Consider the following 25781-nt stretch of genomic DNA (forward strand, 5'->3'; position numbering starts at 1 on the left):
TTTTTACCCAGCCGACATAATATAATATAAAATGAAAACGCTTTCAAATAGGAGGGGTCCAAAAATGAAAAATAAGAAATCACGATTTGAAACGGAAGTTATACATGCAGGCTATCGTGCGGATGAACATCAAGATAGTTTAGTTCCTCCGTTGTATCAAACATCCACTTTTACATTTGCCAGCGCGGAACAAGGGGAAAAAAGATTTGCGGGGCAAGAAGAGGGATTTATTTATTCACGCTTGGGAAATCCAACGGTAAAAATACTGGAAGAACGGATGGCTGTCCTTGAACAAGGGGAAGCAGGTTTAGCCTTTTCGTCCGGAATGGCGGCAGTGAGTGCTGTGCTGGTAGCCTTAACAAAAACAGGGGACCATATTCTATGTTCAAAAGGAGTGTACGGCTGTACCTTTGGATTATTGGAGTTATTAAAAGAGAAATATGGAATAGAACATGATTTTTCCATTATGGATTCAACGGAAAGATTAGAAAGGGAGATCCGTCCAAATACAGCCTGTATCTATATCGAAACGCCAATCAATCCGACCATGAAGCTTGTTGATCTGGAAATGGTTGCAAGGTTGGCCAATGAAAAAGGTATACCCGTCGTGGTTGATAACACTTTTTGTTCCCCTTATATTCAAACGCCTCTTACCCTCGGCTGTGATGTAGTTATTCATAGTGCAACAAAATATATCTGTGGACATGGGGATGTTATCGCCGGTCTCGTCATTGGTAAGAAGGAGTTTATTAGGCAGGTATCACGGACTACCCAAAAAGACATCGGTGGGATCATTTCTCCATTTGATGCATGGCTGTTGCTAAGAGGCATTAAAACACTGCCAGTGCGTATGGACCGCCATTGTGAAAATGCCCAAAAGCTATTTGAATTTATGAAAAGCCACCCGAAAATTGAAGCGGTTTATTTCCCTGGAGACCCAGATCACCGAGATTATCCAATTGCAAAAAAGCAAATGAAACATTCAGGCGGGCTCATTTCATTCACGATAACGGGAAGCAAGGAATCGGCTCAACAGTTTATGAATCAATTACAATTAATAAAAATAGCAGTAAGTCTTGGTGACACAGAAACATTAATACAGCACCCCGCTACGATGACCCATGCCGTTGTTCCAGAGGAAGAACGGAGAAAAATGGGGATTGGAGACACTTTGCTCCGTCTATCTGTTGGTCTAGAAGCGTGGGAGGACATCCAAGCCGACCTTGAACAGGCACTGGAAAAGGTCTGAATAAAGCCCCGAGAATTCTCGGGGCTTTTATCTATAGATGTTCAACTAAAATAGCAACGAATTCTTCCAGTTTTTTCTGGTCTAGTGCATCAAATCGATTTTTTTCAGGTGAATCAATATCCAGAACCCCAAGCAGTTGTCCATCTTTCATGAGAGGGATTACAATTTCGGATTGAGAGGCTGCATCACAAGCAATGTGGCCAGGGAATTGGTTTACATCTGCGACAAGAACGGTTTCTTTTTTCAAAGCAGACGTCCCGCATACCCCCTTACCTAAAGGAATACGGATACATGCTGGGAGACCTTGGAATGGCCCTAATACTAGTTGTTGATTCGTATCCATTAAATAAAATCCAACCCAGTTAATTCGGTCAAGAAACTGATTCAGCAGGGCACTTGCATTGCTGAGATTTGCTATCTGATTTTTCTCATCATGAATAAGAGCATGGAGCTGTTTTTTTACCAGATCATAATTTTCTTCACGACTCGCCTTGTACATTTCGACGTTAAACATGGTGTTCACCTTTCATTTCAACAATTTATATAAGTATTTTATCAAATTTACATGAATATTAGCAGACTTTGTCGATAATTTCATAAAGGAATCTGTCGTGAAGCAAAGAATCATTAGGTAAGGGGATTTTTGGAGTAGACCAGAAAGGGGACAATATATGAAGAAAAACGCTAAAGAAGAAATTGTTAAGGCCGCGATCACATTATTTAAGTCCAATGGATACTCGGGAACATCAATTAGGGATATCGCCGGTCTGGCAAAAGTAAATACAGCCACAATTGCCTACCACTTCGAAAATAAACCAGGTCTGCTAGAATATTGCTTTACGAATTTTTTTGAACAATATATTAGTAAGATGGAAGAAGCCTATGCATCGATAGATAAAGGAGCAAAGAATTGCTTAAAGAAAATGGTTGCTGATTTACTTCATTATCAATGTGAAAATAGTAAATTAGCCAGTCTAGTCTATCGGGAGATGTCCATGGACTCGCAAGTTGTCAGGGAAATTATGTCTACTTATTTACTTAAGGAAAAATACTATTTTCAATTAGTATTTGAGCGAGGTTTTGAATGGAATGAATTTCGCCCCCACTCAATTCCATATTTAATTATTCAGTTAAAAGGATTATTGATGATGCCATTTATGAATACACATTATATGAGGGAAGTTTTATACGTATTTCCCAATGAGCCATTTTTCGAGCAGAAATACTTAAAGGATATAAATTTGTGGATTGATAAAACTTTATGTTCGGATATCCCAATGAAAATGGGTGCAGTCATAAGGTGAAACTTTAAATAGTGGAGAGGTTCATCCTCCAATATTTGTTAGTTGAACCAATCGGGCATTTACGGGCAGTTTCCCTATACAATAAGAAGGGATTTTTGGTAATTCTTTTTCATAAATGGGCTACTGCCCGTTATGCGGGATAAAATAGCGGCAATCGCTATTTTTTTATTTTACAAAAAAAATGAAATTAATAGTCAAAAAATGTCGTTTACATGGTATCATAATAGCATTGAATAAAACATTAAGCGTTTTTTTTATAATAGATGCATATAATCTGAAATTTGAAAGAATGTTTTGGAAATAGGAGGCTTACTTGTGAAATATTTCATTGGATTTTTTATCCTATTACTAGCCTTATTTGTAATGGGGTATTTAATAAAGAAAAGGTACTTTAAGGAAATGGATCGATTGGAAGCGTGGAAAATCGATTTAATGAATCGTCCAGTACTGGATGAAATGTCAAAAGTGAAGCTACTCAATATGACTGGACAAACAGAAGAGCTTTTCGAACGGTGGCGAAATCAATGGGACGATGTGGTGACGGTACAACTTCCTGAATTAGAGGAAATGCTTTTTGATGCAGAAGAGTACATAGATCGGTACCGATTCAGTAAAGCAAAAGGTGTCCAGCAAGCAATTAATGCAAAGTTACAAGAAACTGAGGATCAAATAAAAAGTATAGTAGAAGAGTTACATGAATTGGTAGGGAGTGAGGAAAAGAACAGAGTTGAAATAGAAGAATTAAAAGATCAGTATAGAGAATCAAAGAAAATGCTGCTTGCACATCGTCACAGTTTTGGCAATTCTGAAAAGAGTTTAGAGGAACAACTTAACGGTGTGTCGCTAAAATTTCAGGAATTTGATGAAAAAACAGAGCATGGTAATTATCTTGAAGCCCGTGAAGTAGTTTTAACGATTCATAGTCAGCTTGGGAACATCAAAAGAGATATGGACTTGATTCCGCAATTATTAATTGAATGTCAATCGCTTCTTCCAAATCAGCTTTCTGATATTCTTGACGGCTATCGTGAAATGTCTGGTCAGGAATACTATTTAGAGCATATTAATGTTGAGAAAGAAATCAAGCGGTTAGAAGAAAAGATGTCTGAGAATTTAGTGCTTATCGAAGCTGCCAAAATTGACGAAGCGGCCGATGGAATAAAAGAAGTAAAGGAAAGAATTGATGTCCTTTTTGATTTATTAGAAAAAGAAGTTCTCGCCAAGCATTTCGTTATAAAAAATGAAAAACTTGCTAGTGATCTTCTAGTTTCTGCCCAAGAGGAAAATAGTCATCTTTCTAGTGAAGTTATCCATGTTCAAGAAAGCTACCAGTTGTCGGAAGGTGATTTTGAAACGCAGCGACAATTGGAAAAAGAACTTTCCACTGTTTATAAGCATTTCGAGATTCTGATTGAAAAAGTAAAGATCAACGAAACCGCACAAACAGTGATTAGTGAAGAGTTGGCGCAAATTAAAGAACAATTGGATATCATCCGAGAAGGGCAGCAAGATTTTGCCTTAAAACTTCAAGCCCTTAGGAAAGATGAATTTGAAGCAAGAGAAAAGCTTAAAGAACTTAGCAAAAAAGTTGGGGAGACGGTGCGCCTCGTATCTAAGAGTAATGTCCCGGGCCTGCCTGAAGATTATAAGTATTTATTTGAGGATACCAATGACAGTCTTCAAAATGTAAAGTACCAGCTTGAAGAAAAGCCGCTTAACATTTCCGCTCTAAATCAATATTTAGAAATTGCTGTATTAACGGTGGAAAAGCTTACTAATTCAACGATTGAGCTGCTAGAAAATGTAATGTTGGCGGAAAAAGCTATTCAATATGGAAATCGGTATAAAAGCCAATATCCTGCTGTCGCGAAAGGATTATCTGATGCAGAGATGGCATTTAGACACTATGAATATCAAGAGGCTTTAGAACAAGCCGCCGCAACACTTGATATTATTGACCCAGATGCATTGAAAAAAATAAAGGCCACATTTGTATTAGAATAAATAATTAAAAACCGATCTTTGCCATTTGGCTAAATCGGTTTTTTGTTATTCTTTTTTTATGGATTATGATAAGATTTAGTTTTGTAAGTGGACTGGTTCGGAAGTTCGGAGGAGAAGAAATGATTTATTTTGATAATAGTGCAACAACAAAACCGTTTAAAGAGGTTTTAGATTCATTTGTTACGGTTTCTAGTGAATATTATGGGAACCCTTCCTCACTACATGGTATGGGAGGACAGGCTGAGAAGCTTCTATCCCAGGCGAGGGATCAAGTGAGCAAGCTCTTAACTGTGAAACCATCTGAGATATATTTTACGTCCGGGGGCACGGAAGGTAATAATTTAGCTATAAAAGGATCTGCCTTATTGCATAGAAATAAAGGACGGCACCTGATTACATCAAGTGTGGAGCATCCGTCCGTTAAATCTGCGATGGAACAACTTGAACAAGAGGGCTTCGAGATAACCTACTTGCCTGTTGATGAATTTGGAAGAATTAGTGTCGCTGATCTTGAAAGATCGATTCGAAAAGAAACGATATTAATTTCGATTATGCTGGTGAATAATGAAGTAGGGACGATTCAGCCAATTAATGAAATTGGTGACCTATTAAAAAAATATCCAACCATTTTATTTCATGTCGATGCCGTCCAAGGCATCGGAAAGATTCCTTTGCCTCTAAATAAATACAGAATTGATCTTTGTTCGATTTCCGGCCATAAATTTCATGGCTTAAAAGGCACGGGTGCCTTATTTATCCGGGAAGGTGTAAGGCTTGCTCCGTTATTTTCAGGCGGCAATCAGGAACGGAAGATTCGAAGTGGTACAGAAAATGTGGCAGGTGCAGTCGCAATGGCGAAGGCACTTAGGATGACATTAACGAAAGCTGAAATAGGGTTAGAACGTATGGAAAATATCCGGAGCATGCTTCGGAAGGGGATAACTGAAATAGATGGTGTTCAAATTCACACACCGATTGAAAATTCTGCACCTCATATTTTAAATTTTTCAATAAAAGGAATAAAATCAGAAGTATTTATCCATTCACTGGAGCAAAAGGGTATTTATGTTTCAACCACAAGTGCCTGTTCCTCAAAAAAGAAATCACCAAGTAAGACACTACTCGAAATGGGTGTTTCTGTAACATTAGCCGAAAGTGCCATCAGAGTCAGCCTCTCATTTGAAAATAGTATGGAAGAGGCAAATACAGTGTTAGCTGCATTTAGAGAATCTGCAACCCAATTAAGGAAGGTTATGAAATAAATGAAATATGAACGAATACTTATACGCTATGGTGAAATATCGACAAAGGGGAGAAATCGCAATCAATTCGTTGAAAAGTTAAGAAAAAGTGTCAGAATCGCTCTCGCCCCTTTTCCAAACATTAAAGTTGAAGCAAACCGTGACCGGATGTATGTTTTACTAAATGGTGAAAATTGTGAAGAAGTGATTGGGGAATTAAAGAGTATTTTTGGAATCCAATCTTTTAGCCCGGCTATAAAAGTGAAAAGAGATATAGAGGTATTAAAACAGTCCTCGCTAGAAATAGTGCGCTCTTTATTTAAGGAGGGGCAAACCTTCAAAATTACTCCTAAAAGATCCGATAAAACATTTGAGTTGGATACGGACGGAATTAATCATACCATTGGCGGTCATTTACTGAAGAATATCCCAGGAATGAAAGTAAAGGTGAAAAATCCAGATATTAATTTGCGGATAGAAGTGAGAAAGGAAGCCATTTACCTATCATGCGAAACCATCCAAGGTGCAGGCGGACTTCCGGTTGGTTCCGGAGGTAAAGCGATGCTTATGCTTTCAGGAGGGATTGACAGCCCAGTTGCCGGCTATATGGCCATGAAAAGGGGATTAGAAATTGAAGCCGTTCATTTTTTTAGTCCACCCTTTACTAGTGAAAGATCAAAAGAAAAGGTGATTGACCTTACAAAAAAACTCGCTGAAATTTACGGATCGATGACTTTGCACATTGTCCCGTTTACAGATATTCAACAAACAATAGCTGAGCAAATACCTGAAAACTATTCGATGACATCTACACGAAGAATGATGCTTCGAATTACAGACGAAATTCGGAAAAAACACGAGGGTCTGGCGATTATTACCGGTGAAAGTGTCGGACAGGTTGCAAGTCAGACTTTAGAAAGTATGTTTGCAATTAATGAGGTAACGAATACACCTATTTTGCGGCCATTGATTACGATGGACAAGACAGATATTATTAAAATCGCACATGAAATTGATACACTTGAAATTTCGAACAGGCCATTTGAGGATTGCTGTACCATCTTCGTCCCGGCATCTCCAAAAACAAAGCCGAAAAGGGAAAAAGTTCAGCATTACGAAAGTTTCTTTGATTTTGACCCGCTCATCTATGAAGCGGTGCAAGAGACTGAGACCCTTGTTATTAAACCTGATAATAAACAGCGCTCAGAATTTAGTGAATTGTTTTAAAAAGGTAAAATCCGAACATTTTGTGAACAATTACCAGTTGGATTATAGAATGAAGTTTTTAAGTTCTACACATTCTATACTCACAAGGAGGTGATATCACATGGCAAGCAACAACAACTCAAATCAATTATTAGTTCCTGGTGTTGAACAAGCTCTAAGCCAAATGAAGTATGAAATTGCTTCAGAATTTGGTGTAAATCTTGGTGCTGACACTACTTCACGTGCTAACGGTTCTGTTGGTGGTGAAATCACAAAGCGTCTAGTAGCAATGGCTGAATCACAATTAGGTGGCGGATTCTCTCGTTAATAAAAAAATAAATACAATGGCTACAGAGAGTGTGAGGGTTTCCCTCCGCTCTCTTTTTCATGTTCTAGGTAATGAAATCTATTATTAAATAAATAATAATTTTAAATTTTTAAATAATTTATTATAATAATATTTGTAGGATTAACATTTTATAAATTAGGGGGGAGACGTATGAAGAGAGAAGAATTAATTGCGCCAGAAAAGTATAATCTCGTGTCTGAGATGGAGTGTTTTGCAAAAGATCCGAGCAGAGTTGCATTGAAGTGGGAAAATGAGGAAGGAGACACTAAGCAGGTTACATATGAGCAATTAATGAAAAAGGTCAACCAAGCAGGGAACGTTTTTGCCAAGAAAGGTTTAAACAAGGGCGATGTAGTTCTTGTTATCATGCCGCGTCTAATTGAAGCATACGTTGTTTATTTAGCCGCATTAAAAGCAGGAATGGTTGTCATTCCAAGCTCTGAAATGTTAAAGGAAAAAGATCTGCGGTACCGGATTACACACGGTGATGTAAAAGGAATCATTAGTTATTTTCCATACGTCGATCAATTTGAACATATCACCCCATCACAACCGTTAGTTAAATTTACAATTGGAGCTTCTGAAGAAGGCTGGATTCATTTGGACGAAGAGATGGCAACTGCATCTGATGAATTAGTTCTGGCAGATACGCTTAGAGACGATATGGCCTTTTTATCTTATACCTCTGGCACAACGGGGAATCCGAAAGGGGTTGTTCATACGCATGGCTGGGCATACGCTCATTTAAAAACAGCTGCCGCGAAGTGGCTTTGTATTGAAGACGGTGATACGGTCTGGGCAACTGCAGGTCCTGGCTGGCAAAAATGGATTTGGAGTCCGTTTTTATCTGTGCTAGGCTCAGGGGGAACAGGCTTTGTCTATAATGGTAAATTTGATCCAAAAAAATATTTGAGTCTCCTTCAAAAATATGATGTGAATGTCCTTTGCTGTACACCGACCGAATATCGATTGATGGCGAAGGTTGACCATTTAGCTGATTATCAATTGCCAAATCTTCATAGTGCGGTTTCAGCAGGTGAACCTTTAAATAGAGAAGTGATTGATACCTTTAGAAAGCATTTTAATATTGATGTCCGTGACGGATATGGACAAACTGAAAATACCTTACTGGTTGGGGTTACAAAAGGGATGGAATTGAAGTCTGGATCCATGGGCAAACCAACACCGGGTAATAGAGTAGAAATTATTAACGAAGTTGGTCTAGTATGTGCGGTCGGTGAAGTGGGCGATATTGCTGTCCATGTAGAAACTCCTGCGTTATTTAAAAATTATTACAAAGACCCGGAAAGAACAGCCATGCAATTCCGCGGAGACTATTATATAACGGGTGATAAGGCGAAAATGGATGAAGAAGGCTATTTCTGGTTTGAAGGCCGCGGGGATGATATTATCATTAGTTCTGGCTATACGATTGGACCTTTTGAAGTCGAGGATGCGCTTGTTAAACATCCATTCGTAAAGGAATGCGCTGTCGTCGCAAGTCCGGATGAAATCCGCGGCTTTATTGTCAAAGCATTTGTTGTCTTAAGAGAAGATGTTGATTCAACAAATCCAGAATTAACAAAACAATTACAGGAGCATGTAAAAACACTTACAGCACCTTATAAGTACCCAAGAAAGATCGAATATTTATCTGATCTGCCAAAAACAACCTCAGGGAAAATCCGTCGAATCGAATTACGAAACAAGGAACTAGAGGCGGCTAAACAAGTTTAATTGGTAATGAAAGAAAGCAGGCGGAATACCGCTTGTTTTTTTTGAAACAAAAAAATCCCCTTTAGATAAAGTTTCGAGGTATAATAGACATTATTTCGAAACTAGAAAGAATAGGGGATCGGGAGACATATGAAAAAGACAGAAACACAAAAAGGAGCCATTTATGCCGGCTTTTCATATTTGTTATGGGGATTATTGCCGATATATTGGAAGCTTTTGGACCATGTTAATGCCAAGGAAATTTTAGCAAGTCGTGTGTTGTGGTCGTTTATTTTTATGGTTATTATACTTCTCCTCACAAGAAAATGGGGATTATTTCTCCAAACGGTTAAAGGTTTTGCTAAAAATAAAAAACAAATGTACGCCTTGACGATTGCATCTTTACTAATCAGTGTGAATTGGTTCATTTATATCTGGGCGGTTAACAGTGGTCATATGATTGAAGCAAGTCTTGGTTACTATATTAATCCTTTAATAAGTATATTATTAGGAATGATTGTTCTTAAAGAAAAATTAACTGTATATCAATACATCTCATTCATCTTAGCAGCAATAGGCGTGTTGATAATCTCCATTTCCCATGGACAGTTTCCGTGGATTGCCATCGCCTTGGCGCTTTCTTTTGGATTGTACGGTCTGGCGAAAAAATTGATAAATGTGGATTCGGAAGTTGGATTAACTTTAGAAACCCTTGTGGTTACACCTGTTGCAGCTATTTATATCGGTTACTTATTTTTTAATGGCTCTCACTCTTTTTTATCTGATGGGGTCCAAACCGATCTGCTATTAATCGGTGCAGGAGCCGCAACAGCAGTACCTCTTCTATATTTTGCAAAGGGAGCAAAAAAAATTCCCCTATCTTTATTAGGGTTCCTGCAATATATTGCACCTACATTAACCCTGCTGCTTGGGGTATTTGTTTATGATGAACATTTTTCAAAAATACAACTTCTATCGTTCATGTTTATTTGGTCAGCTTTAGTCATTTATTCATTATCAAAAACAAAGCTATTATCGCCACAGTTGTTCAATTTTCGGAAAGAAAAAAGCACTAGCATATAATAAAAAAAACCTTATCCGCTTCGATGGATAAGGTTTTACTATGTAGTGAAGATCCTTCTGTTTTCTTATAAAAAAGTCCGTTTTACTTTTTCCCAGAAGGAGTTGTCTTTTAATTTGAGTGTTTTTAACTTTTTATCACTTATTTTAATGCTGATCGTCTCCACGTGACGAATGGATAATGCTTCATTATCCATCCCCATGGTTGGATGATCATTGCCTTCGGAAATTACTTTAAGTGTAAGTGTTCGATCACTTCCAACGATAAAGGAGGAACCTAGTGTCCGGTAACGATTTGTATTAACGGATGCTACCTCGCTAACCTGCATGCAGGGAAGAAGCGGGTCAACTATTGATCCTTTTACCGATTTATTATAGGCAGTACTTCCGGTTGGTGTCGCTACAATGAGTCCATCCCCGCGGAAGGTTTCTAAATGAAGCTGGTTAATAAAGATATCGACCACAAGTGTCTTTATGATTGCAGAGCGGATGCTAAATTCGTTTAAGCAAGTAAATGTACCCTGCCCATCCACGGATACATCAATTAGCGGGTAACGTCGGACTTTTAAATTCTCATTTGTAATAATGGCGTCAATCATTTTTGAAGTATCATTTATTCGGAAATCACAATACATACTCAAGGTATCCATAGTTGAAATTCCCATGTAAAGGCAATCCTCACGGAAGCCAGTTTTCCTGACAGCTTGAAGAAATGTGCCGTCATCACCAACACTGGCAATAATATTCGCGTGTCGGTAATCTTTCACAATCGTAAAACCATATCGATCAGCAATGTCAAAAAGAGGTGCCATTTTTAAAAGCATGTCTGAATCTTTTTTGTGATAGAAGTAGATATTACGTCTGTTTTCCAATTTATGTACCCCCTGTAAAGTATTGATATAATTATAACATTTTTACCTATCTTAAAATAATCATTGGCAAAAAAATGTTAGTCTGAAATTAGTTTAGCATTTTATTGAAATAATATAAAAGGAGGATGTAATTTTAAGCAAAAAGAAAAAGGGGGATTTACGAATATATGAATGGAAAACGTTGGGCGGCACTAGGGATTGCGGCAGCGTTATTTTTTGTATCTGTGGTGATAAATTTTTTATCGTCTTTTGCTTTTAAAGGTATTGAAACCAATTTTACTGACTTTATGGCAGCTGCTGACCAACCTTTTACAGAAGAGGTGGTGAAGGAAGGGAACGAATTAAAAAAAATTGTAATCCTCGATGTTAATGGTGTCATTCAGGACACGGGGGAAACTAGTTCTTTTCTGCAAAGTTCAGGCTACAATCATCAGGATTTTATGAAAAAGTTAAATTACATTAAAGAGGATGATTCTGTAAAAGGGATCATCATTAAAGTCAATTCTCCAGGGGGCGGCGTGGTTGAAAGTGCAGAAATCCATGATAAACTAGCAGAAATTCAAAAGAAAAGTAAAAAGCCGGTTTATATCTCGATGGGTTCAATGGCTGCGTCAGGAGGATATTATATTTCAACTGCTGCTAAAAGAATTTATGCCAGTCCTGAGACAATGACAGGTAGTCTTGGAGTGATTATGGAAGGGATCAATTATGAAGGTCTTGCTGATAAGTATGGTGTCGATTTTGTCACGATAAAAAGTGGCAAGCATAAGGACATCATGAGCCCCACAAGAAAAATGACTGAAGAAGAACGGCAAATAATGCAGTCAATGATCAATAATTCGTATCAAGGATTTGTTAAAGTGATTTCAGAGGGGCGTAACTTGCCAGTCAATCAGGTGAAAAAAATGGCTGACGGCCGTGTGTACGATGGGCGACAAGCGAAGGATTTGCATCTCATTGATGGTTTCGGTTACCTAGACGATGTAGTGAATCGTATGAAAAAACAGGAGAAGTTAACAGGGGCACAGGTTGTTCGCTATTCAGATTCTCTCGGTTTGGGTTCTTTATTTTCGCTGCAGGCAAAGAAATTAATGGGTGAAAACGTTGAAATGGCTGGATTCATGAAGATTCTTTCTAAGCCCAATTCACCGCGTCTCATGTACCTGTATGCAGAATAGGGGGAGATTAAATGGAAATGAAGGAGTACCAAGAAATCAACCATTATAGAAATGAGAACTATATGGTTCGCTATGCAGGCTTCTGGATGCGCTTTTGGGCCTATCTGCTTGATCTAGTCGTTGTGGGGAGCATCGTTCGGCTGCTAATCAAGCCGGTATTTCGAATTTTGGATATCCCCTTAGCTAAAGCAAATATGTTTGCTCCGGCTTCAATTGCAGCGGCGGTAATTTTTTATTTATATTTCGTCCTGATGACAAAATATTTTAATCAAACACTTGGGAAAATGGTATTTGGATTGAAGGTAGTTGATTTAAAAAGTGACCAATTAACTTGGGGAACGATTCTCTTTCGTGAATGGATTGGTCGATTTATATCGGCAACCATCATTGTCGGATATATCATTGTCGCATTCTTACCTAAAAAACAGGGCTTGCATGATCTCTTCACAGACACCACTGTCATTCATGTAGAACGGTGAGGATAAACCTATCAACATTTGTTGGTAGGTTTATTTTTTTATATAAAAGCAAATACTACCCGCTGAAAGGGTGTGATTGAAATTGTTTTGGGTGCTCCTCGTTTTGTCGATTCTCTTGCTCTTATTCATACTCATTCTTTTTACTAAATTAACTATCCTTATCAATTATTATCATCATAATGATAATGATGATTTAAAAATAAAATTAAAGATTTGGTTTGGATTAATTAAATATACGATTAACGTCCCCTTAATAAAGGTGGATGATAATTCCCCAAGCCTGATTGTAAAAAGTAACACCAAATTGGGCGATTCTTCAGAGCAATCAACAAAAGAAGAGGCAAAAAGAATTACAACCGAGGATGTTGATACTTATTTTACAAATGCCAAAAAATTATTAAATCATGTGGTTGGATTACATCGGATTGTCAGGATGTTTCTTCGAAAGGTAACTTTGAAAGGTTTCGAATGGGAAACAATGATTGGATTAGGAGATGCAGCCCACACCGGAACGATAACGGGTGCAATATGGGCTTTTAAAGGAAGTGTTATTGGGCTTATTAGTCATTATTTAAAACTTAAAGAAATGCCGAAAATAACGGTGACCCCGCACTTTCAAGCAGCGGTTATTCATACAAGACTCACATGTATTATTCAGTTTCGTATCGGGCATGCTATTCTAGCAGGATTAAAACTATTTAAATTCTGGAAGGGCGGACTTCCGCACTTAAAAAAGAAAACAAATTTTGCACATGATAAAACAAAATCCGTTTGAAAAAGGAGGAAATAGCCATGTCTGACCACCCAATTCAAGGTTTGATGACAACTGCGATGGAAAGCTTAAAAGAAATGATTGATGTGAATACGATTATAGGGGACCCTGTTGAAACCCCTGATGGCAGTGTGATCTTAACCGTTTCAAAAGTAGGCTTTGGATTTGCCGCAGGCGGCAGTGAATTTAAGCTTGAGGGGTCTCAAGGAAAAGGTGAAGGACAAAGTCAAGGTTCATCCCACCCATTTGGCGGCGGGAGCGGGGGCGGTGTTTCAATTACCCCAATTGCCTTTTTAATTGTCAACTCTCACGGAGTTAAAATGCTTCACTTAGATGAAAGTACCCATTTGTATGAAAAGATTCTAGAACTTGCTCCCCAAGCAATTGATAAAATTCAGCAAATGTTCTCAAAAAAAGACCAAGGTCAACAGCAGCAAAGTAGTTTGCAAGGTTCTAAACAGGAGCATAAACCAAAAGAAGAGCTTGAATTATAGCAAAAAGGTTAATCTTCCAATACTGTGGAAGGTTAACTTTTTTCATGTGACATCGTTTCAAAAGGCTAAATAATTGCAAATTATTTTTTGAAAAGATAGAATTTACACTGTACATATTTAGAGTGAAGCGGTTATTAACAATCGTCTGAGCTTGGATACGACAAAGGAGGATGTTTTTATGGCAAATGTAACATTTAAAGGGAATCCGATTACACTATTAGGCAATGAAGTTAAGGTAGGGGACAAAGCTCCCAACTTTTCTGTGCTAGCAAATGACTTATCAGCAGTTACGTTAGAAAGTACCAAAGGTCAAGTACGTTTAATTACCTCTGTACCATCTTTGGATACTGGTGTTTGTGATGCGGAAACACGCCGATTTAATGAAGAAGCAAACAGCTTAGGCAACGTGAAAATTTTAACTGTCAGCGTTGACTTACCATTTGCACAAAAGCGTTGGTGTGCTGCAAGCGGAATCGAAAATGTTCAGACATTATCTGATCACCGTGACCTTTCTTTTGGAGAAGCATATGGGGTTGCTATCCAAGAATTAAGACTTTTGGCACGTGCGGTATTTGTTGTTGATTCAAGCGATACAGTGACATACGTTGAGTATGTTAGTGAAGCAACAAACCACCCTAATTACGAAGCAGCACTTGAAGCAGCAAAGACAGCAAAATAAGTTCATCATACGAAAGCCTCGCATTGGTGGGGCTTTTTTATATTGCGTAAGACTTGTATAAAATGTCGATACTCGATTAAAATGGATAAGGAAATTAATGAGGGAGGGGAAAAGATGAAAGTTTCTTCAGTAGAACAACTGTTTACGTTATTTAATGAAACTGCACTTCTTTTACAGGAAGAATTAAATTGTACATATTTAGAGGCACTTGCAGAAACAGGAGAGAATTTATTTCAAGGCTCAATCCTTCAGGATGAGGTCAGCGAACTAACTGAAAAAAGGTTAAGTAAACAATATGAACAGATTCATTTAAAAAATTTCTCAAACGAAGAAATACGAAAAGCCTATCAGCTGGTGATCTTAAAAGGGATGAAAGAAAGTGCTCAGCCTAACCATCAAATGACACCAGATTCAGTTGGGATGCTCGTCGGTTATTTAGTTGATAGATTTATGAAACAGTCCTCTTTTCGTCTGCTTGACCCAGCAGTAGGAACAGGAAATTTATTAACAACTGTAGTAAATCACCTACCTAAAAAAGTAGCATCTATCGGTGTGGAAATTGATGACCTGTTAATTAAACTAGCTTATGTCAATGCCAATTTACAAGAGCACCCTATACAACTCTTCAATCAAGACAGCCTTGAGCCGTTGTTTATCGATCCCGTTGATGCGGTCATCGGTGATTTGCCTATTGGCTATTACCCGAATGATGTGAGAGCAGCCGATTATCAAGTGAAGGCAGATGAGGGACATACCTTTTCCCATCATTTATTCATTGAGCAAAGTGTTAAGCATACGGCACCTGGAGGTTATTTATTTTTCATTATTCCTAATGGATTATTTGAAAGTGACCAATCATCAAAGCTAAGTGAATTCTTTAAAGAGCACGTCATTGTACAAGGACTGTTACAATTACCAACCAGCATGTTTAATAATAAAAATACAGCAAAGAGTATTATGATCCTCCAGAAAAAGGGAGAAGGTGTGCAGCCTCCAAAGCAAGCATTACTTGTCGATTTACCAAGCCTTTCCAATGCAACAGAGATGGACAAAATCCTATCTAAGATGGAAAAATGGTTCCAAGAAAACAAAGGATGATCGGGTTTGAACCCTGGTCATCCTTGTTTTTTGAGTGTTATAAATGTTAGGAAAGTACCGAAATATGTGAATATATTAACATTTGTAATGTAAACGCTCACATGCAAATTATACCTTGAAATATAATATTCACAGTGATTAAATGAGGAAGGAAATAATCATGAATGGTTTGCGCAAAATAATAGTGTACTACACAAAATAAAACTAAACCAGTGTTGTTATATAAAAGGAGCGGTAACAAAAATGGCAAAAATTATTGCAATTAACGCAGGAAGTTCTTCTTTGAAGTTTCAATTATTTGAAATGCCAAATGAGAAAGTTATTACAAAAGGATTAATTGAACGAATCGGATTAAAAGATTCGATTTTTAATATTACAGTAAATGGGGAAAAGGTCCAAGAAATTATCGATATTCCCGATCATGAGGTCGCGGTTAAAATGCTTTTGGATAAACTAACCACTTTAGGGATTATCAAATCACTTGATGAGATTGTTGGAATGGGCCATCGTGTCGTTCATGGTGGAGAAACCTTTAATGACTCTGTGCTTATCACTGATAAAGTGTTACAGAAAATTGATGAATTATCAGAACTTGCACCATTGCATAACCCAGCAAATCTTACAGGAATTAAAGCTTTCATGAGTGTGCTGCCAAATGTTCCTGCAGTTGCTGTGTTTGATACAGCTTTCCATCAAACGATGCCGGAAAGTTCTTACCTGTACAGCTTGCCAATGGAGTATTATGAAGAGTATGGCATTCGTAAGTATGGTTTTCATGGAACATCGCATAAATATGTTTCACAACGTGCTGCCGAGTTATTAGGTCGCCCCGTTGATCAACTTCGCCTCATTTCGTGCCATTTAGGGAATGGTGCAAGTATTGCTGCAATTGAAGGCGGCATGTCGATTGACACCTCTATGGGCTTTACACCACTTGCTGGGGTAACAATGGGAACTCGCTCAGGGAATATTGACCCTGCTCTTATTCCTTATATTATGGAAAAAACAAATAAAACTGCAGAAGAAGTACTTGATGTTTTAAATAAAAAGAGCGGTATGCTTGCTATGTCAGGCTTCTCCAGCGATTTAAGAGATATTGAAATTGAAGCGAAAAAAGGTAATGATCGTGCGCAGCTTGCTCTAGATGTATTTGCCAACCGTATCCATAAATACATTGGTTCATATGCTTCACGAATGAATGGTGTAGATGCGATTATTTTTACAGCGGGTATTGGTGAAAATAGTGACACAATTAGGGAAAAGATTTTAAGAGGCCTTGAATTTATGGGAGTTTATTGGGATCCAGCTTTAAACAGAGTAAGAGGCGAAGAGGCATTTATCAACTATCCACACTCACCTGTTAAAGTCATTATCATCCCAACCAATGAAGAAGTAATGATTGCTCGCGACGTTGTTCGTTTAGCGGATAAACATTAATAAACAAAAGGCAAAAGCTTATTTAATGGCTTTTGCCTTTTTGCTTTTTATCCTTGGATATCCTTGTGATATACTAGAAATAGAAAGCGTTGCCGTGGAGGGGAATCAATCATGCCATTAACAGACCGTGAAGCAAGGGTCTTGAATGAAATACGGGATTGGGAAAGAAATTTATATGAATTTGAGCCCAATGATTTCCAATTAACTTATGAAAAATATTTACAACAATCATTCTCATTATTGCCTGAAAAGGTTCAAAAACAATTTTTTTTAGTTATCGATAGCTGGCTGTTTCATTTACATAGTATGATACAAGGCTCGCAGCTTCAAATCGACGCAAAAGAGAGAATTCTTTCTTCAGGGCGGATATTTCATAAAGACCTAGAAAAAATAGAAGACTTAAGTCAACTGAAAATTGAGCAATTACAATACATAGCTGAGCAGCAAATAGCAAGACATCGATTCTATTCTTTTGCTCAAGGTGGTTTAGCTGGAACAGGTGGCCCACTTCTTCTAAGTACAGATATACCGGCAATCGCAGTTATTAATTTACGGGTTGTACAATTAATTGCGATGACTTACGGGGTTGAGGTGAATACCCCGGTTGAAATGATGACCTCTCTGAAAGTTTTCCATACGGCAACATTGCCGCCTAGGCTTCAACTTGAGGGATGGACTTCCTTGATGGATGAATTAGAAAATCGAGATGATCATTATTTTTATGAAGGAAATGAACAAATTACAGATATTACTTGGATTGAACAGCCGGTGCAACAGCTAATGAAAGCGTTGGTTATTTCCTTATTCCGAAAAAGGGTGATACAAGGGATTCCGCTGGTCAGTATGGCAATTGGTGCAGGAGCTAATTATCAGTTGACCAGAAAAGTAACCGATGTCGCCCATAAATATTATCAACTGCGGTACTTAAGACAGAAAGAGGAGTTTGCTTGATGAGTATTCAAGAACATAAAAAAGTAGCCCCGAGGATGGTAAACTGTAAAGTAATCACTGTCAGTGACACCAGAAATAACGAAACGGATAAAAGTGGAAAATTGATGATGGAACTGCTTGAACAAGCAGGTCATAAAATTATCGATTACGTCATTGTAAAAGATGAGGCTGCGCCCATTCAAAATGAAATATTAAAAGGCTGTGCGAATGAGGAAATTGATGTTATTTTAACAAATGGCGGGACTGGGATTGCTAAGCGGGATGTAACCATTGAGACAGTACAACTCCTGCTTGATAAAGAAATTGTCGGCTTTGGAGAATTGTTCAGGATGTTGAGCTATCAAGAGGATATTGGCAGCGCTGCTATACTTTCAAGGGCAATTGCTGGTGTGGTTAATAATAAAGCCGTATTCTCCACCCCGGGCTCAACCGGTGCCGTAAAGCTGGCCATGAATAAATTAATCCTGCCAGAGCTTGGCCATGTAGTGAGAGAAATACAAAAAGACCTTTAAATAGAGAAAACTCCCTTTTCGGTATAAAAGGGAGTTTTTTTAGTGATGGACTTTTGTTGAGAGAACTTCGTTTGCACGGTACCATAACCATAAATCATTAATAATCGAGGCTAACTCAGCAATTTCACTGTTCAGTTGACATGAGCGTGGGAAATTACTTTCATTAGAAAGAAGTGCTTGTTTCTGATTAATTTGAATTTCTAAATCTCTAATTCGGTCAGGGATTGAGCCGCGGACTTGTTCCCAATTTAAGAGAATCTCTTCCTGAGCCTCTAGGCTGAATTCAGACAAATCCAAAAGTAGGTCGGGAATTAGGATACCTAGACGATCATCAAAAGTAAAATTTTCTTTCATGCGGTTCCCTCCAATCAATATATTTTATTTTATATTATTCTACTATACAGGGATAAGCCAATCTTCACAAACCTATTTTTTCAGTCAATTAGGTAAATTTAAAGCACGTAGCAACAACATTGCGGCGTGCTTTTGGAAACCCTATATCCTATTCTGAGTCTTTATCTGTTCTTACGATGAGAACGTCACAAGTTGCATAACGGGTAATATGTTCTGAAACACTGCCGATAAAGAACCTTTCCACTACATTTAACCCGGTAGCACCGCAGAGAATTAAATCAGCACTGTGTTTTTTAGCTAAATCTCTAGGAATTCTAATTTTAGGAGAGCCGTAATCAATTTCATATTGAACTTTTGTTATCCCTGCATCCTCAGCTTGTTTTAGATATTTTTCAAGCATATCTTTTGCAAGCTTTTCTGCTCGATCACCAATTACCGTATCGTAGGCTTCAATTAAAGCGAACGATCGAGTGTCAATAACATGAACTAATACAAGGGTGGCATCATTTCTTTTTGCAATTTCAATCCCCTTTTTAAATGCCCTATCTGCTTCTGTTGAACCATCAATAGCGACTAAAATATTTTGATATTTAAGTCCCATGATTAATCATCTCCTTACTTAAATTATACATTATTTAACAAGGAATAACTGTTGCAATTTTTCGAACAATAAAGAGGTAACTTACAATGGAAAGGAGTTTGGCAGGATGGTAAAACGAGATCAAAATAAACAGTTTTTATTTGAGTTTGATGAACAGGGTACAGCTGAAGTAAGCCGGCAAATTATGAATTCATACAATAGTGGTTTTATTGGTGAAGGCACAGCAATTGCTGATAATGATGATTTCTCTAGTACGGAGAGTTAATTGCGATGATATTGATGGACTGTCCTAAATTTAGGACAGTTATTTTTTTGGACAAATGTCTTGGAATTTTTTTGTGTACGGGCAAATACCCAAGAATCTACTTTTGTATATGCATATTCTTTAATGTGTCAATTAATTAAAATGAGGAGGAGAATTATGAGTACAGAAATGTATGGAATGCCTACTAACGTTGATGTGAACTATAATATGGTAGATCCTGCAGATGAAAGGATTCATGGGGGCTTCGGTCACGGAGGGTTCGGTCACGGAGGATTTGGACACTTTGGTGGTTTTGGCCACGGAGGATTTGGCCGCCCGGGATTTGGGTTCGGAGGTTTTGGTCGCCCAGGATTTGGATTTGGCGGTTTCGGCCGTCCAGGATTTGGATTTGGCCGTCCAGGATTTGGTTTCGGTGGATTTGGCTTTGGGGTACCGTTCTTGACCGGGTTAGCTGCAGGTGCCTTATTAACTCCGGGTTACGGATATGGTTACGGATATCCTTACTATCCGCCATACCCATACCCATACCCTTACCCTTACTATCCGTGGTATTAAAAAAGAATTAAAACAAAGGCTTTGCCTTATTCGGCAAAGCTTTTGCTCTATTTTATTAGTGGAATTCATATATGTATAGTTATCATCAACTAAGATACATCTTACTTATGAAAAAGGTTATAATAAAATCGCCTTGGTTAATTTTAATATGGATAAATTTATTTGGAGGTAATCACATGCGGATCGGAGTACCTAAAGAGGTTAAAAATAATGAAAACCGTGTAGCCATGACACCAGCAGGAGTTGTCAACCTAGTAAAATTCGGTCATGAGGTTTTTCTTGAAAAAGGTGCAGGTCTTGGATCTGGCTTTTTAAATGAGGATTATGAGACAGCTGGTGCAAAATTAGTAGATACAGCAGAGGAAGCATGGTCTATGGAAATGGTCATGAAGGTGAAAGAGCCGCTTCCAAGTGAGTATAAGTACTTTCGTGAAGGCCTAATATTATTTACATACTTACATCTTGCACCGGAACCTGAATTAACGAAAGCATTAATAGATAGTAAAGTAATTGGCATTGCCTATGAAACGGTTCAGTTATCTAATCGAAGTTTACCATTATTAACACCAATGAGTGAGGTGGCTGGAAGAATGGCTCCTCAAATTGGTGCGCAATTTCTTGAAAAGGTTCATGGTGGTATGGGAATTCTTCTATCCGGTGTTCCAGGGGTTCAAAGAGGAGTAGTTACTATTATTGGCGGCGGTGTGGCTGGAACGAATGCGGCAAAAATGGCAATTGGCTTAGGAGCAAAGGTAACCATAATTGATTTAAATCCTGACCGTCTCCGTCAATTGGATGACATTTTTGGATCGGATGTGACGACGCTTATTTCTAATCCTTATAATATTGCTGAAGCGGTAAAAGATTCAGATTTGGTGATTGGCGCTGTTCTTATTCCGGGGGCAAAAGCACCGAAGCTCGTGACGGAAGCCATGATTCAATCAATGAAACCAGGCAGCGTCGTTGTTGATATTGCCATCGATCAAGGTGGTATTTTTGAAACCACTGATCGGATTACCACGCATGATAATCCAACCTATGTGAAGCATGATGTGGTCCATTACGCTGTAGCCAATATGCCAGGCGCCGTCCCTAGAACTTCCACACTGGCGTTAACAAATGTAACGGTCCCCTATGCAGTTCAAATTGCCAATAAAGGCTACAAACAAGCGTGTCTCAGCAATGAAGCATTGTTAAAGGGAATAAACACACTTAACGGCTATGTGACCTATCAAGCAGTTGCAGAAGCCCATGGGATTCAATATTTAGATACAAAAACACTATTGGAAAAATAATAATTAATTCGTAAAAGAGGGACGGAGACGTTCCTCTTTTTTTAACAAAATAAAACCAGCTCCTAAAAGGAACTGGTTTAAAAAACAACTATGTAGCCGCATTTGCCGTATTAATATAAGAAAGTTTTAAACCACCACTCCTCAAAGTGGGTGTTTTCAGAAACTTTTCTGCATGTCCTCCAAGTCTTATAGACAGAGGCTTGTCATTCAAGCTCCAATGGTTAAACTCCCTTTTACAGCTTAAAGGTTAAAACTTTATTATGACTACGAACAACGCAGCTTGTATTTTTATATTACATCAATTTAAAGCAAAGTTCAATGTGAAAAATCCCCAAATTGACTTATTTTATGATCTGGAGTTCTTTCGGGAATTTGGTAAGAACTTTTGCCCCATCTGACGTAATATATATGTCATCTTCAATCCGGACGCCAGCCACGTTTGGTACATAGATACCCGGCTCAATCGTGTATACCATACCCTCTTCAATAATAAGATTATTGGTCTCGGTTAATGATGGGTATTCATGAACACTAATTCCAAGGCCGTGACCGAGTCTGTGTGGAAAATAGTCTCCATAACCTGCTTCAGCAATAATTCTGCGGGCCGTTAAATCCACCTCTGCAGCGGATACTCCCGGCTTGCTGGCTTCAATGGCAGCAAGTTGCGCTTTTAATACGGTGTCATAGATTTCCTTTTGCTTGTCATTAATGTCCCCATAAGCCACAGTTCTTGTGATATCTGAACAATACCTGTCAACAACAACACCCAAATCAAATAAAACAAGATCGCCTTTTTGAATTTTCGTTTCTCCCGGGTTTCCATGGGGAGAGGCGGCATTGGCTCCAGTAAGTACCATTGTTGAAAACGACATTTCCGTTACACCCTTTTGTTTAAGGGCGAACTCTAAAGCATTAAGTATTTCCAACTCTGTTTTGCCTTCCTTGATTTCACTAGCACCGAATTCAACGGCGTAATCGGCAAGGGCACAAGCCTCTTCAATAATTTTTAGTTCTTTCGCATCCTTTATCATCCGAAGCATGCGTAATTTTTCCTCAGCAGAAACAAATGATGCCTGCGGGAATAACTTTGAAAGCTGTTCAAAACGTTCCACATTCATATGCTCTTTTTCAATCGCTGCTTTTGACACGCTAGTTATCCTTTTATGGATGGATTTTAGAATCATTTCCCATGGATTGTCAATGTCGCTGTAGCCGATAATTTCATGTTCCCAACCAGAGCGTTTCGCATCATGAACTTCCATCCCCGGACAAACGAGGAAGGGCTCGTCTGCTTGAAAAACTGCCAGCGCGAGCAATCGTTCATGTGGATTGGTGTAATATCCGCTTAAGTAAAATACATTTTCTGATGAGGTTAGGAAGGTAACTTCAATATCGTTTTCTCTCATCCATGTTTGAAGCTTAGTTAATCGCTGATTCATTTTAACTCCCCCTATGTAATTCATTCCTATTTGAGATTATCAATTTAAACTTGAAATGTAAACTAACTGACGATATTCTCGGGTTATGCTTGCTTAAATTCAATTTAGGATGATTAAACTATAGATATGGAAGGGATTCCAGTTCTTGTATGGAAATAGTTAATAGCCGAAAATCGAGAGGAGCGAGTTTGATGAAAATTTCTTATCACGGACATTCAGTTGTACAAATTATATCTAATGGGAAAACCATCTTAATTGACCCATTCATCAATGGTAATCAATTGACGGACTTGAAAGTGGAGGATGTAAGACCAGATGTAATTATTTTATCGCATGGCCATAATGACCATGTTGGGGATACCTTGGAATTAGCAAAGAAAAATAATACGCTTGTCGTTGCCAACCATGAAATTTCAACCTACCTAGGATGGCAAGGAGTTCATACCCATGGGATGCATATTGGTGGTGCCCATCAATTTGAGTTTGGTAAAGTGAAACTAACTCAGGCCTTTCATGGTTCAAGTTTTACAACAGAAAACAAGGAACTGATCTATTGCGGGATGCCGGCTGGAATATTATTTATGAACGAAGGCAAGACGATATATCATGCCGGGGATACGGGGTTATTTTCAGACATGAAGCTGATTGGTGAACGCCATCCGATTGATGTAGCTTTCCTTCCAATTGGTGATAATTTTACAATGGGTCCCGAAGATGCAGCATATGCGGCTACGCTGCTAAAAGCTAAAACAGTTGTGCCAATTCACTTCAATACCTTCCCGCCCATTAAACAAGATCCTTTTAAGTTTACCCAGCTGCTGGAAGATCAGAACGGTAAAGTGCTCCAACCGGGTGAATCCATCGAAATTTAATTGTTCTTAGGTGATTTACATACTTTTTTTCCTTCATAATGCATAAATATGGAACAAGCAGTCATTTTGGAGGGGGAATATAATTGAAAAAGAACAGATATTTACTTTGCTTGTTACTCTGTGGCTTCTTGCTATATTATGGAGCCCCAAGATTATCCATTCTTGCAGAAGGAGCTCAAGGGATATTTTCATTAGCCTGGCTCTCTTTTGCCTTAATCGTGATCGCTGGGAATCTTACAGGTCTGTTGTATAGTCCAAAAAGGGATGGACAAAAACATCCAGAGGAGCGACGACCCGGGAAGAAATCCAGATCCTTTCATTGAGAATTATGCTAATGTGAGAATCCACATTGAATCAAGGCTTTTAACACTCTATAATAAAATTTATACGTACTCCGGATTATTCTTAACAGAATGATTGGAATTTGATTATAGAGGGTGAAGGTCTTGGCGACTAAGCATGAACAAATTTTACAATATATTGATGGACTCCCTATTGGGGAAAAGATATCTGTCCGGCAAATTGCTAAGGCGATGTCCGTTAGTGAAGGTACAGCCTACCGTGCGATTAAAGAAGCGGAAAATAAAGGCTATGTAAGTACCATTGAACGAGTAGGAACCATTAGAATTGAACGGAAGAAGAAAGAAAATATTGAAAAGCTTACATTTGCTGAAGTTGTAAATATTGTTGATGGTCAGGTCTTGGGCGGAAGAACAGGCTTGCATAAAACTCTCAATAAATTTGTCATCGGTGCGATGAAATTAGAAGCCATGATGCGCTATACGGAGGCTGGTAACCTATTAATTGTCGGGAACCGGACGCAGGCACATGAACTGGCTTTAAAGGCAGGAGCTGCCGTGCTGATTACTGGTGGATTTGATGCTGAAGATCATATCAAAAAGCTGGCAGATAATCTTGAAATACCGGTTATTTCAACAAGTTATGATACGTTTACGGTTGCCACCATGATTAACCGGGCGATATATGACCAATTAATAAAAAAAGAAATTATCTTAGTTGAAGATATTCTCACCCCTCTTGCTGATACTTTTTATTTGAAAACGACGGATAAGGTGTCAAAATGGCATGAATTTAACCAACAGACATCACACAGCCGCTATCCTGTTGTTGACCAAAACATGAAGATTCAAGGAATGGTGACAAGCAAGGATATTTTAGGATTGGATTTTGAAGTATCTATCGATAAGATTATGACCAAACATCCAATGTCGGTTAATGGGAAGACTAGTGTTGCTTCAACTGCCCATACCATGGTCTGGGAAGGAATTGAGGTTCTGCCAGTCACAGATGACTCAAACCGTCTAGAAGGTATTATTAGCAGGCAGGATGTTTTAAAGGCCTTACAAATGAACCAGCGGCAGCCGCAGGTTGGAGAAACGATTGATGATATCGTGACCAATCAAATGGCATTAATGCAGGGAAAAGCAAAAGGAGAAGAGGTATATTCCTGCGAAGTAACCCCGCAAATGACCAACCAACTTGGAACCATTTCATACGGTGTGTTTACTACGATCGTCTCTGATGCGGCCAACCGTGTATTGCGATCTTATAAAAAAGGTGACCTTGTCGTCGAGAATATGACCATTTACTTTATTAAACCAGTTCAAATGGAAAGTACTTTAGAAATTTATCCAAGAGTACTTGAAGTGGGACGGAAATTTGGAAAAGTGGATGTAGAAGTTTTCAATGAGGGCATATTAGTTGGCAAAGCAATGATGATGTGTCAATTGCTAGATAGGAACTAGACAGTTTTATATC

The 25781-nt window shown here is 38.3% G+C and carries 28 protein-coding genes and 1 other RNA gene; 23 read left to right on the forward strand and 6 right to left on the reverse strand.

The annotated features are described in order from the left end of the window. The first annotated feature begins 64 nt into the window (after positions 1 to 64). Positions 65 to 1249: a methionine gamma-lyase gene (megL, locus tag RCG22_RS21070; RefSeq protein WP_308104564.1), complete on the forward strand. Its 1185-nt coding sequence runs from the start codon at positions 65 to 67 to the stop codon at positions 1247 to 1249. Between the two features lie 31 nt (positions 1250 to 1280). On the opposite strand, the gene RCG22_RS21075 is transcribed toward megL, so the two are convergent. After that, complete coding sequence (locus RCG22_RS21075) at positions 1281 to 1763, reverse strand: GAF domain-containing protein (protein WP_308104565.1); 483 nt, start codon at positions 1761 to 1763, stop codon at positions 1281 to 1283. A gap of 157 nt (positions 1764 to 1920) precedes the next feature. Here RCG22_RS21075 and refZ point away from each other — a divergent pair, with 157 nt between their 5' ends. From refZ to rarD, 7 genes are all read left to right on the forward strand, one after another. Further along, a complete protein-coding gene (gene refZ / locus RCG22_RS21080) occupies positions 1921 to 2553 on the forward strand; it encodes a forespore capture DNA-binding protein RefZ (RefSeq protein ID WP_308104566.1) in 633 nt (210 codons plus the stop codon). 315 nt (positions 2554 to 2868) lie between these two features. Beyond that, positions 2869 to 4557, forward strand: coding sequence for a septation ring formation regulator EzrA (gene ezrA / locus RCG22_RS21085; protein ID WP_308104567.1), 1689 nt, complete (start codon positions 2869 to 2871; stop codon positions 4555 to 4557). Between the two features lie 119 nt (positions 4558 to 4676). Beyond that, positions 4677 to 5819 (forward strand): cysteine desulfurase family protein, encoded by a 1143-nt coding sequence (locus RCG22_RS21090; RefSeq protein WP_308104568.1) that lies wholly within the window; start codon positions 4677 to 4679, stop codon positions 5817 to 5819. Next, positions 5820 to 7025 carry a tRNA uracil 4-sulfurtransferase ThiI gene (thiI, locus tag RCG22_RS21095; RefSeq protein ID WP_308104569.1) on the forward strand — a complete coding sequence of 402 codons (1206 nt, stop codon included), beginning with the start codon at positions 5820 to 5822 and terminating at the stop codon, positions 7023 to 7025. A gap of 100 nt (positions 7026 to 7125) precedes the next feature. Then, a complete protein-coding gene (locus RCG22_RS21100; RefSeq protein ID WP_066258162.1) occupies positions 7126 to 7332 on the forward strand; it encodes an alpha/beta-type small acid-soluble spore protein in 207 nt (68 codons plus the stop codon). 171 nt (positions 7333 to 7503) lie between these two features. Further along, entirely contained in the window at positions 7504 to 9090 is a 1587-nt protein-coding gene (mbcS, locus tag RCG22_RS21105; RefSeq protein ID WP_308104570.1) for an acyl-CoA synthetase MbcS, read from the forward strand. A 129-nt stretch (positions 9091 to 9219) separates the two neighbouring features. Continuing rightward, positions 9220 to 10152 (forward strand): EamA family transporter RarD, encoded by a 933-nt coding sequence (gene rarD, locus RCG22_RS21110; RefSeq protein WP_098260081.1) that lies wholly within the window; start codon positions 9220 to 9222, stop codon positions 10150 to 10152. Between the two features lie 65 nt (positions 10153 to 10217). Here the strand turns inward: rarD and RCG22_RS21115 are convergent, their stop codons facing one another. After that, positions 10218 to 11021, reverse strand: coding sequence for an NAD kinase (locus tag RCG22_RS21115; RefSeq protein ID WP_098260080.1), 804 nt, complete (start codon positions 11019 to 11021; stop codon positions 10218 to 10220). 167 nt (positions 11022 to 11188) lie between these two features. Here RCG22_RS21115 and sppA point away from each other — a divergent pair, with 167 nt between their 5' ends. The 9 genes from sppA (at position 11189) to RCG22_RS21160 (ending at position 18621) form a co-directional block, all read left to right on the forward strand. Beyond that, positions 11189 to 12199, forward strand: a complete 1011-nt coding sequence (gene sppA / locus RCG22_RS21120) for a signal peptide peptidase SppA (RefSeq protein WP_308104571.1) — start codon at positions 11189 to 11191, stop codon at positions 12197 to 12199. A gap of 11 nt (positions 12200 to 12210) precedes the next feature. Continuing rightward, a complete protein-coding gene (locus RCG22_RS21125) occupies positions 12211 to 12678 on the forward strand; it encodes an RDD family protein (protein WP_308104572.1) in 468 nt (155 codons plus the stop codon). Positions 12679 to 12769: 91 nt separating this feature from the next. Further along, on the forward strand, positions 12770 to 13453 hold the full coding sequence (locus tag RCG22_RS21130) for a DUF2953 domain-containing protein (protein WP_308107220.1): 684 nt from the start codon (positions 12770 to 12772) through the stop codon (positions 13451 to 13453). Between the two features lie 17 nt (positions 13454 to 13470). Beyond that, positions 13471 to 13944 (forward strand): GerW family sporulation protein, encoded by a 474-nt coding sequence (gene ytfJ, locus RCG22_RS21135; RefSeq protein ID WP_308104573.1) that lies wholly within the window; start codon positions 13471 to 13473, stop codon positions 13942 to 13944. 178 nt (positions 13945 to 14122) lie between these two features. Further along, positions 14123 to 14623, forward strand: coding sequence for a thiol peroxidase (tpx, locus tag RCG22_RS21140; RefSeq protein WP_098260075.1), 501 nt, complete (start codon positions 14123 to 14125; stop codon positions 14621 to 14623). A gap of 114 nt (positions 14624 to 14737) precedes the next feature. Beyond that, the gene (locus RCG22_RS21145; RefSeq protein ID WP_308104574.1) at positions 14738 to 15721 is read left to right on the forward strand and encodes a class I SAM-dependent methyltransferase; all 984 of its coding nucleotides are present in this window, start codon (positions 14738 to 14740) and stop codon (positions 15719 to 15721) included. Between the two features lie 243 nt (positions 15722 to 15964). Next, positions 15965 to 17158 carry an acetate kinase gene (locus tag RCG22_RS21150; protein WP_308104575.1) on the forward strand — a complete coding sequence of 398 codons (1194 nt, stop codon included), beginning with the start codon at positions 15965 to 15967 and terminating at the stop codon, positions 17156 to 17158. 111 nt (positions 17159 to 17269) lie between these two features. Beyond that, positions 17270 to 18109, forward strand: a complete 840-nt coding sequence (locus RCG22_RS21155; RefSeq protein ID WP_308104576.1) for an EcsC family protein — start codon at positions 17270 to 17272, stop codon at positions 18107 to 18109. Then, entirely contained in the window at positions 18109 to 18621 is a 513-nt protein-coding gene (locus RCG22_RS21160) for a MogA/MoaB family molybdenum cofactor biosynthesis protein (RefSeq protein ID WP_308104577.1), read from the forward strand. Before RCG22_RS21155 ends, RCG22_RS21160 begins: the two co-directional genes overlap by 1 nt. Positions 18622 to 18660: 39 nt before the next feature. Here the strand turns inward: RCG22_RS21160 and RCG22_RS21165 are convergent, their stop codons facing one another. Together RCG22_RS21165 and RCG22_RS21170 are read right to left on the reverse strand one after the other, a co-directional pair. Further along, entirely contained in the window at positions 18661 to 18975 is a 315-nt protein-coding gene (locus RCG22_RS21165) for a hypothetical protein (protein WP_308104578.1), read from the reverse strand. A 148-nt stretch (positions 18976 to 19123) separates the two neighbouring features. Next, positions 19124 to 19576: a universal stress protein gene (locus tag RCG22_RS21170; protein ID WP_308104579.1), complete on the reverse strand. Its 453-nt coding sequence runs from the start codon at positions 19574 to 19576 to the stop codon at positions 19124 to 19126. Positions 19577 to 19682: 106 nt separating this feature from the next. On the opposite strand from RCG22_RS21170, the gene RCG22_RS21175 reads away from it, so the two are divergent. The 3 genes from RCG22_RS21175 (at position 19683) to ald (ending at position 21691) form a co-directional block, all read left to right on the forward strand. Further along, positions 19683 to 19841 carry a hypothetical protein gene (locus RCG22_RS21175; RefSeq protein WP_176525445.1) on the forward strand — a complete coding sequence of 53 codons (159 nt, stop codon included), beginning with the start codon at positions 19683 to 19685 and terminating at the stop codon, positions 19839 to 19841. 156 nt (positions 19842 to 19997) lie between these two features. After that, on the forward strand, positions 19998 to 20396 hold the full coding sequence (locus tag RCG22_RS21180; RefSeq protein WP_308104581.1) for a hypothetical protein: 399 nt from the start codon (positions 19998 to 20000) through the stop codon (positions 20394 to 20396). Between the two features lie 176 nt (positions 20397 to 20572). Further along, positions 20573 to 21691: an alanine dehydrogenase gene (gene ald / locus RCG22_RS21185; RefSeq protein WP_308104582.1), complete on the forward strand. Its 1119-nt coding sequence runs from the start codon at positions 20573 to 20575 to the stop codon at positions 21689 to 21691. Between the two features lie 89 nt (positions 21692 to 21780). On the opposite strand, the gene ssrS is transcribed toward ald, so the two are convergent. Further along, positions 21781 to 21976, reverse strand: a non-coding RNA gene (ssrS, locus tag RCG22_RS21190) — 6S RNA. Positions 21977 to 22032: 56 nt separating this feature from the next. Beyond that, positions 22033 to 23130 (reverse strand): M24 family metallopeptidase, encoded by a 1098-nt coding sequence (locus tag RCG22_RS21195; RefSeq protein WP_308104583.1) that lies wholly within the window; start codon positions 23128 to 23130, stop codon positions 22033 to 22035. Between the two features lie 191 nt (positions 23131 to 23321). Here RCG22_RS21195 and RCG22_RS21200 point away from each other — a divergent pair, with 191 nt between their 5' ends. From RCG22_RS21200 to RCG22_RS21210, 3 genes are all read left to right on the forward strand, one after another. Then, positions 23322 to 24002: a metal-dependent hydrolase gene (locus tag RCG22_RS21200; protein WP_308104584.1), complete on the forward strand. Its 681-nt coding sequence runs from the start codon at positions 23322 to 23324 to the stop codon at positions 24000 to 24002. A gap of 83 nt (positions 24003 to 24085) precedes the next feature. Next, positions 24086 to 24325: a hypothetical protein gene (locus tag RCG22_RS21205; protein ID WP_308104585.1), complete on the forward strand. Its 240-nt coding sequence runs from the start codon at positions 24086 to 24088 to the stop codon at positions 24323 to 24325. A 123-nt stretch (positions 24326 to 24448) separates the two neighbouring features. After that, the gene (locus RCG22_RS21210) at positions 24449 to 25768 is read left to right on the forward strand and encodes a CBS domain-containing protein (protein ID WP_308104586.1); all 1320 of its coding nucleotides are present in this window, start codon (positions 24449 to 24451) and stop codon (positions 25766 to 25768) included. Positions 25769 to 25781 lie beyond the last annotated feature (13 nt).

The sequence above is a fragment of the Neobacillus nitrireducens genome (genome assembly GCF_030915405.1).
GTDB lineage: Bacteria > Bacillota > Bacilli > Bacillales > Cytobacillaceae > Neobacillus.

Bases quoted from the DNA above. Each gene is read 5' to 3' on its own strand.
- megL (WP_308104564.1), top strand. From the start codon at position 65: ATGAAAAATAAGAAATCACGATTTGAAACGGAAGTTATACATGCAGGC.
- mbcS (WP_308104570.1), top strand. From the start codon at position 7,504: ATGAAGAGAGAAGAATTAATTGCGCCAGAAAAGTATAATCTCGTGTCT.
- RCG22_RS21090 (WP_308104568.1), top strand. From the start codon at position 4,677: ATGATTTATTTTGATAATAGTGCAACAACAAAACCGTTTAAAGAGGTT.
- ald (WP_308104582.1), top strand. From the start codon at position 20,573: ATGCGGATCGGAGTACCTAAAGAGGTTAAAAATAATGAAAACCGTGTA.
- RCG22_RS21150 (WP_308104575.1), top strand. From the start codon at position 15,965: ATGGCAAAAATTATTGCAATTAACGCAGGAAGTTCTTCTTTGAAGTTT.
- RCG22_RS21125 (WP_308104572.1), top strand. From the start codon at position 12,211: ATGGAAATGAAGGAGTACCAAGAAATCAACCATTATAGAAATGAGAAC.
- RCG22_RS21200 (WP_308104584.1), top strand. From the start codon at position 23,322: ATGAAAATTTCTTATCACGGACATTCAGTTGTACAAATTATATCTAAT.
- RCG22_RS21075 (WP_308104565.1), bottom strand. From the start codon at position 1,763: ATGTTTAACGTCGAAATGTACAAGGCGAGTCGTGAAGAAAATTATGAT.
- refZ (WP_308104566.1), top strand. From the start codon at position 1,921: ATGAAGAAAAACGCTAAAGAAGAAATTGTTAAGGCCGCGATCACATTA.
- sppA (WP_308104571.1), top strand. From the start codon at position 11,189: ATGAATGGAAAACGTTGGGCGGCACTAGGGATTGCGGCAGCGTTATTT.
- ytfJ (WP_308104573.1), top strand. From the start codon at position 13,471: ATGTCTGACCACCCAATTCAAGGTTTGATGACAACTGCGATGGAAAGC.
- RCG22_RS21175 (WP_176525445.1), top strand. From the start codon at position 19,683: ATGGTAAAACGAGATCAAAATAAACAGTTTTTATTTGAGTTTGATGAA.
- RCG22_RS21195 (WP_308104583.1), bottom strand. From the start codon at position 23,130: ATGAATCAGCGATTAACTAAGCTTCAAACATGGATGAGAGAAAACGAT.
- RCG22_RS21155 (WP_308104576.1), top strand. From the start codon at position 17,270: ATGCCATTAACAGACCGTGAAGCAAGGGTCTTGAATGAAATACGGGAT.
- rarD (WP_098260081.1), top strand. From the start codon at position 9,220: ATGAAAAAGACAGAAACACAAAAAGGAGCCATTTATGCCGGCTTTTCA.
- thiI (WP_308104569.1), top strand. From the start codon at position 5,820: ATGAAATATGAACGAATACTTATACGCTATGGTGAAATATCGACAAAG.
- RCG22_RS21160 (WP_308104577.1), top strand. From the start codon at position 18,109: ATGAGTATTCAAGAACATAAAAAAGTAGCCCCGAGGATGGTAAACTGT.
- RCG22_RS21145 (WP_308104574.1), top strand. From the start codon at position 14,738: ATGAAAGTTTCTTCAGTAGAACAACTGTTTACGTTATTTAATGAAACT.
- RCG22_RS21165 (WP_308104578.1), bottom strand. From the start codon at position 18,975: ATGAAAGAAAATTTTACTTTTGATGATCGTCTAGGTATCCTAATTCCC.
- RCG22_RS21170 (WP_308104579.1), bottom strand. From the start codon at position 19,576: ATGGGACTTAAATATCAAAATATTTTAGTCGCTATTGATGGTTCAACA.
- tpx (WP_098260075.1), top strand. From the start codon at position 14,123: ATGGCAAATGTAACATTTAAAGGGAATCCGATTACACTATTAGGCAAT.
- RCG22_RS21100 (WP_066258162.1), top strand. From the start codon at position 7,126: ATGGCAAGCAACAACAACTCAAATCAATTATTAGTTCCTGGTGTTGAA.
- RCG22_RS21180 (WP_308104581.1), top strand. From the start codon at position 19,998: ATGAGTACAGAAATGTATGGAATGCCTACTAACGTTGATGTGAACTAT.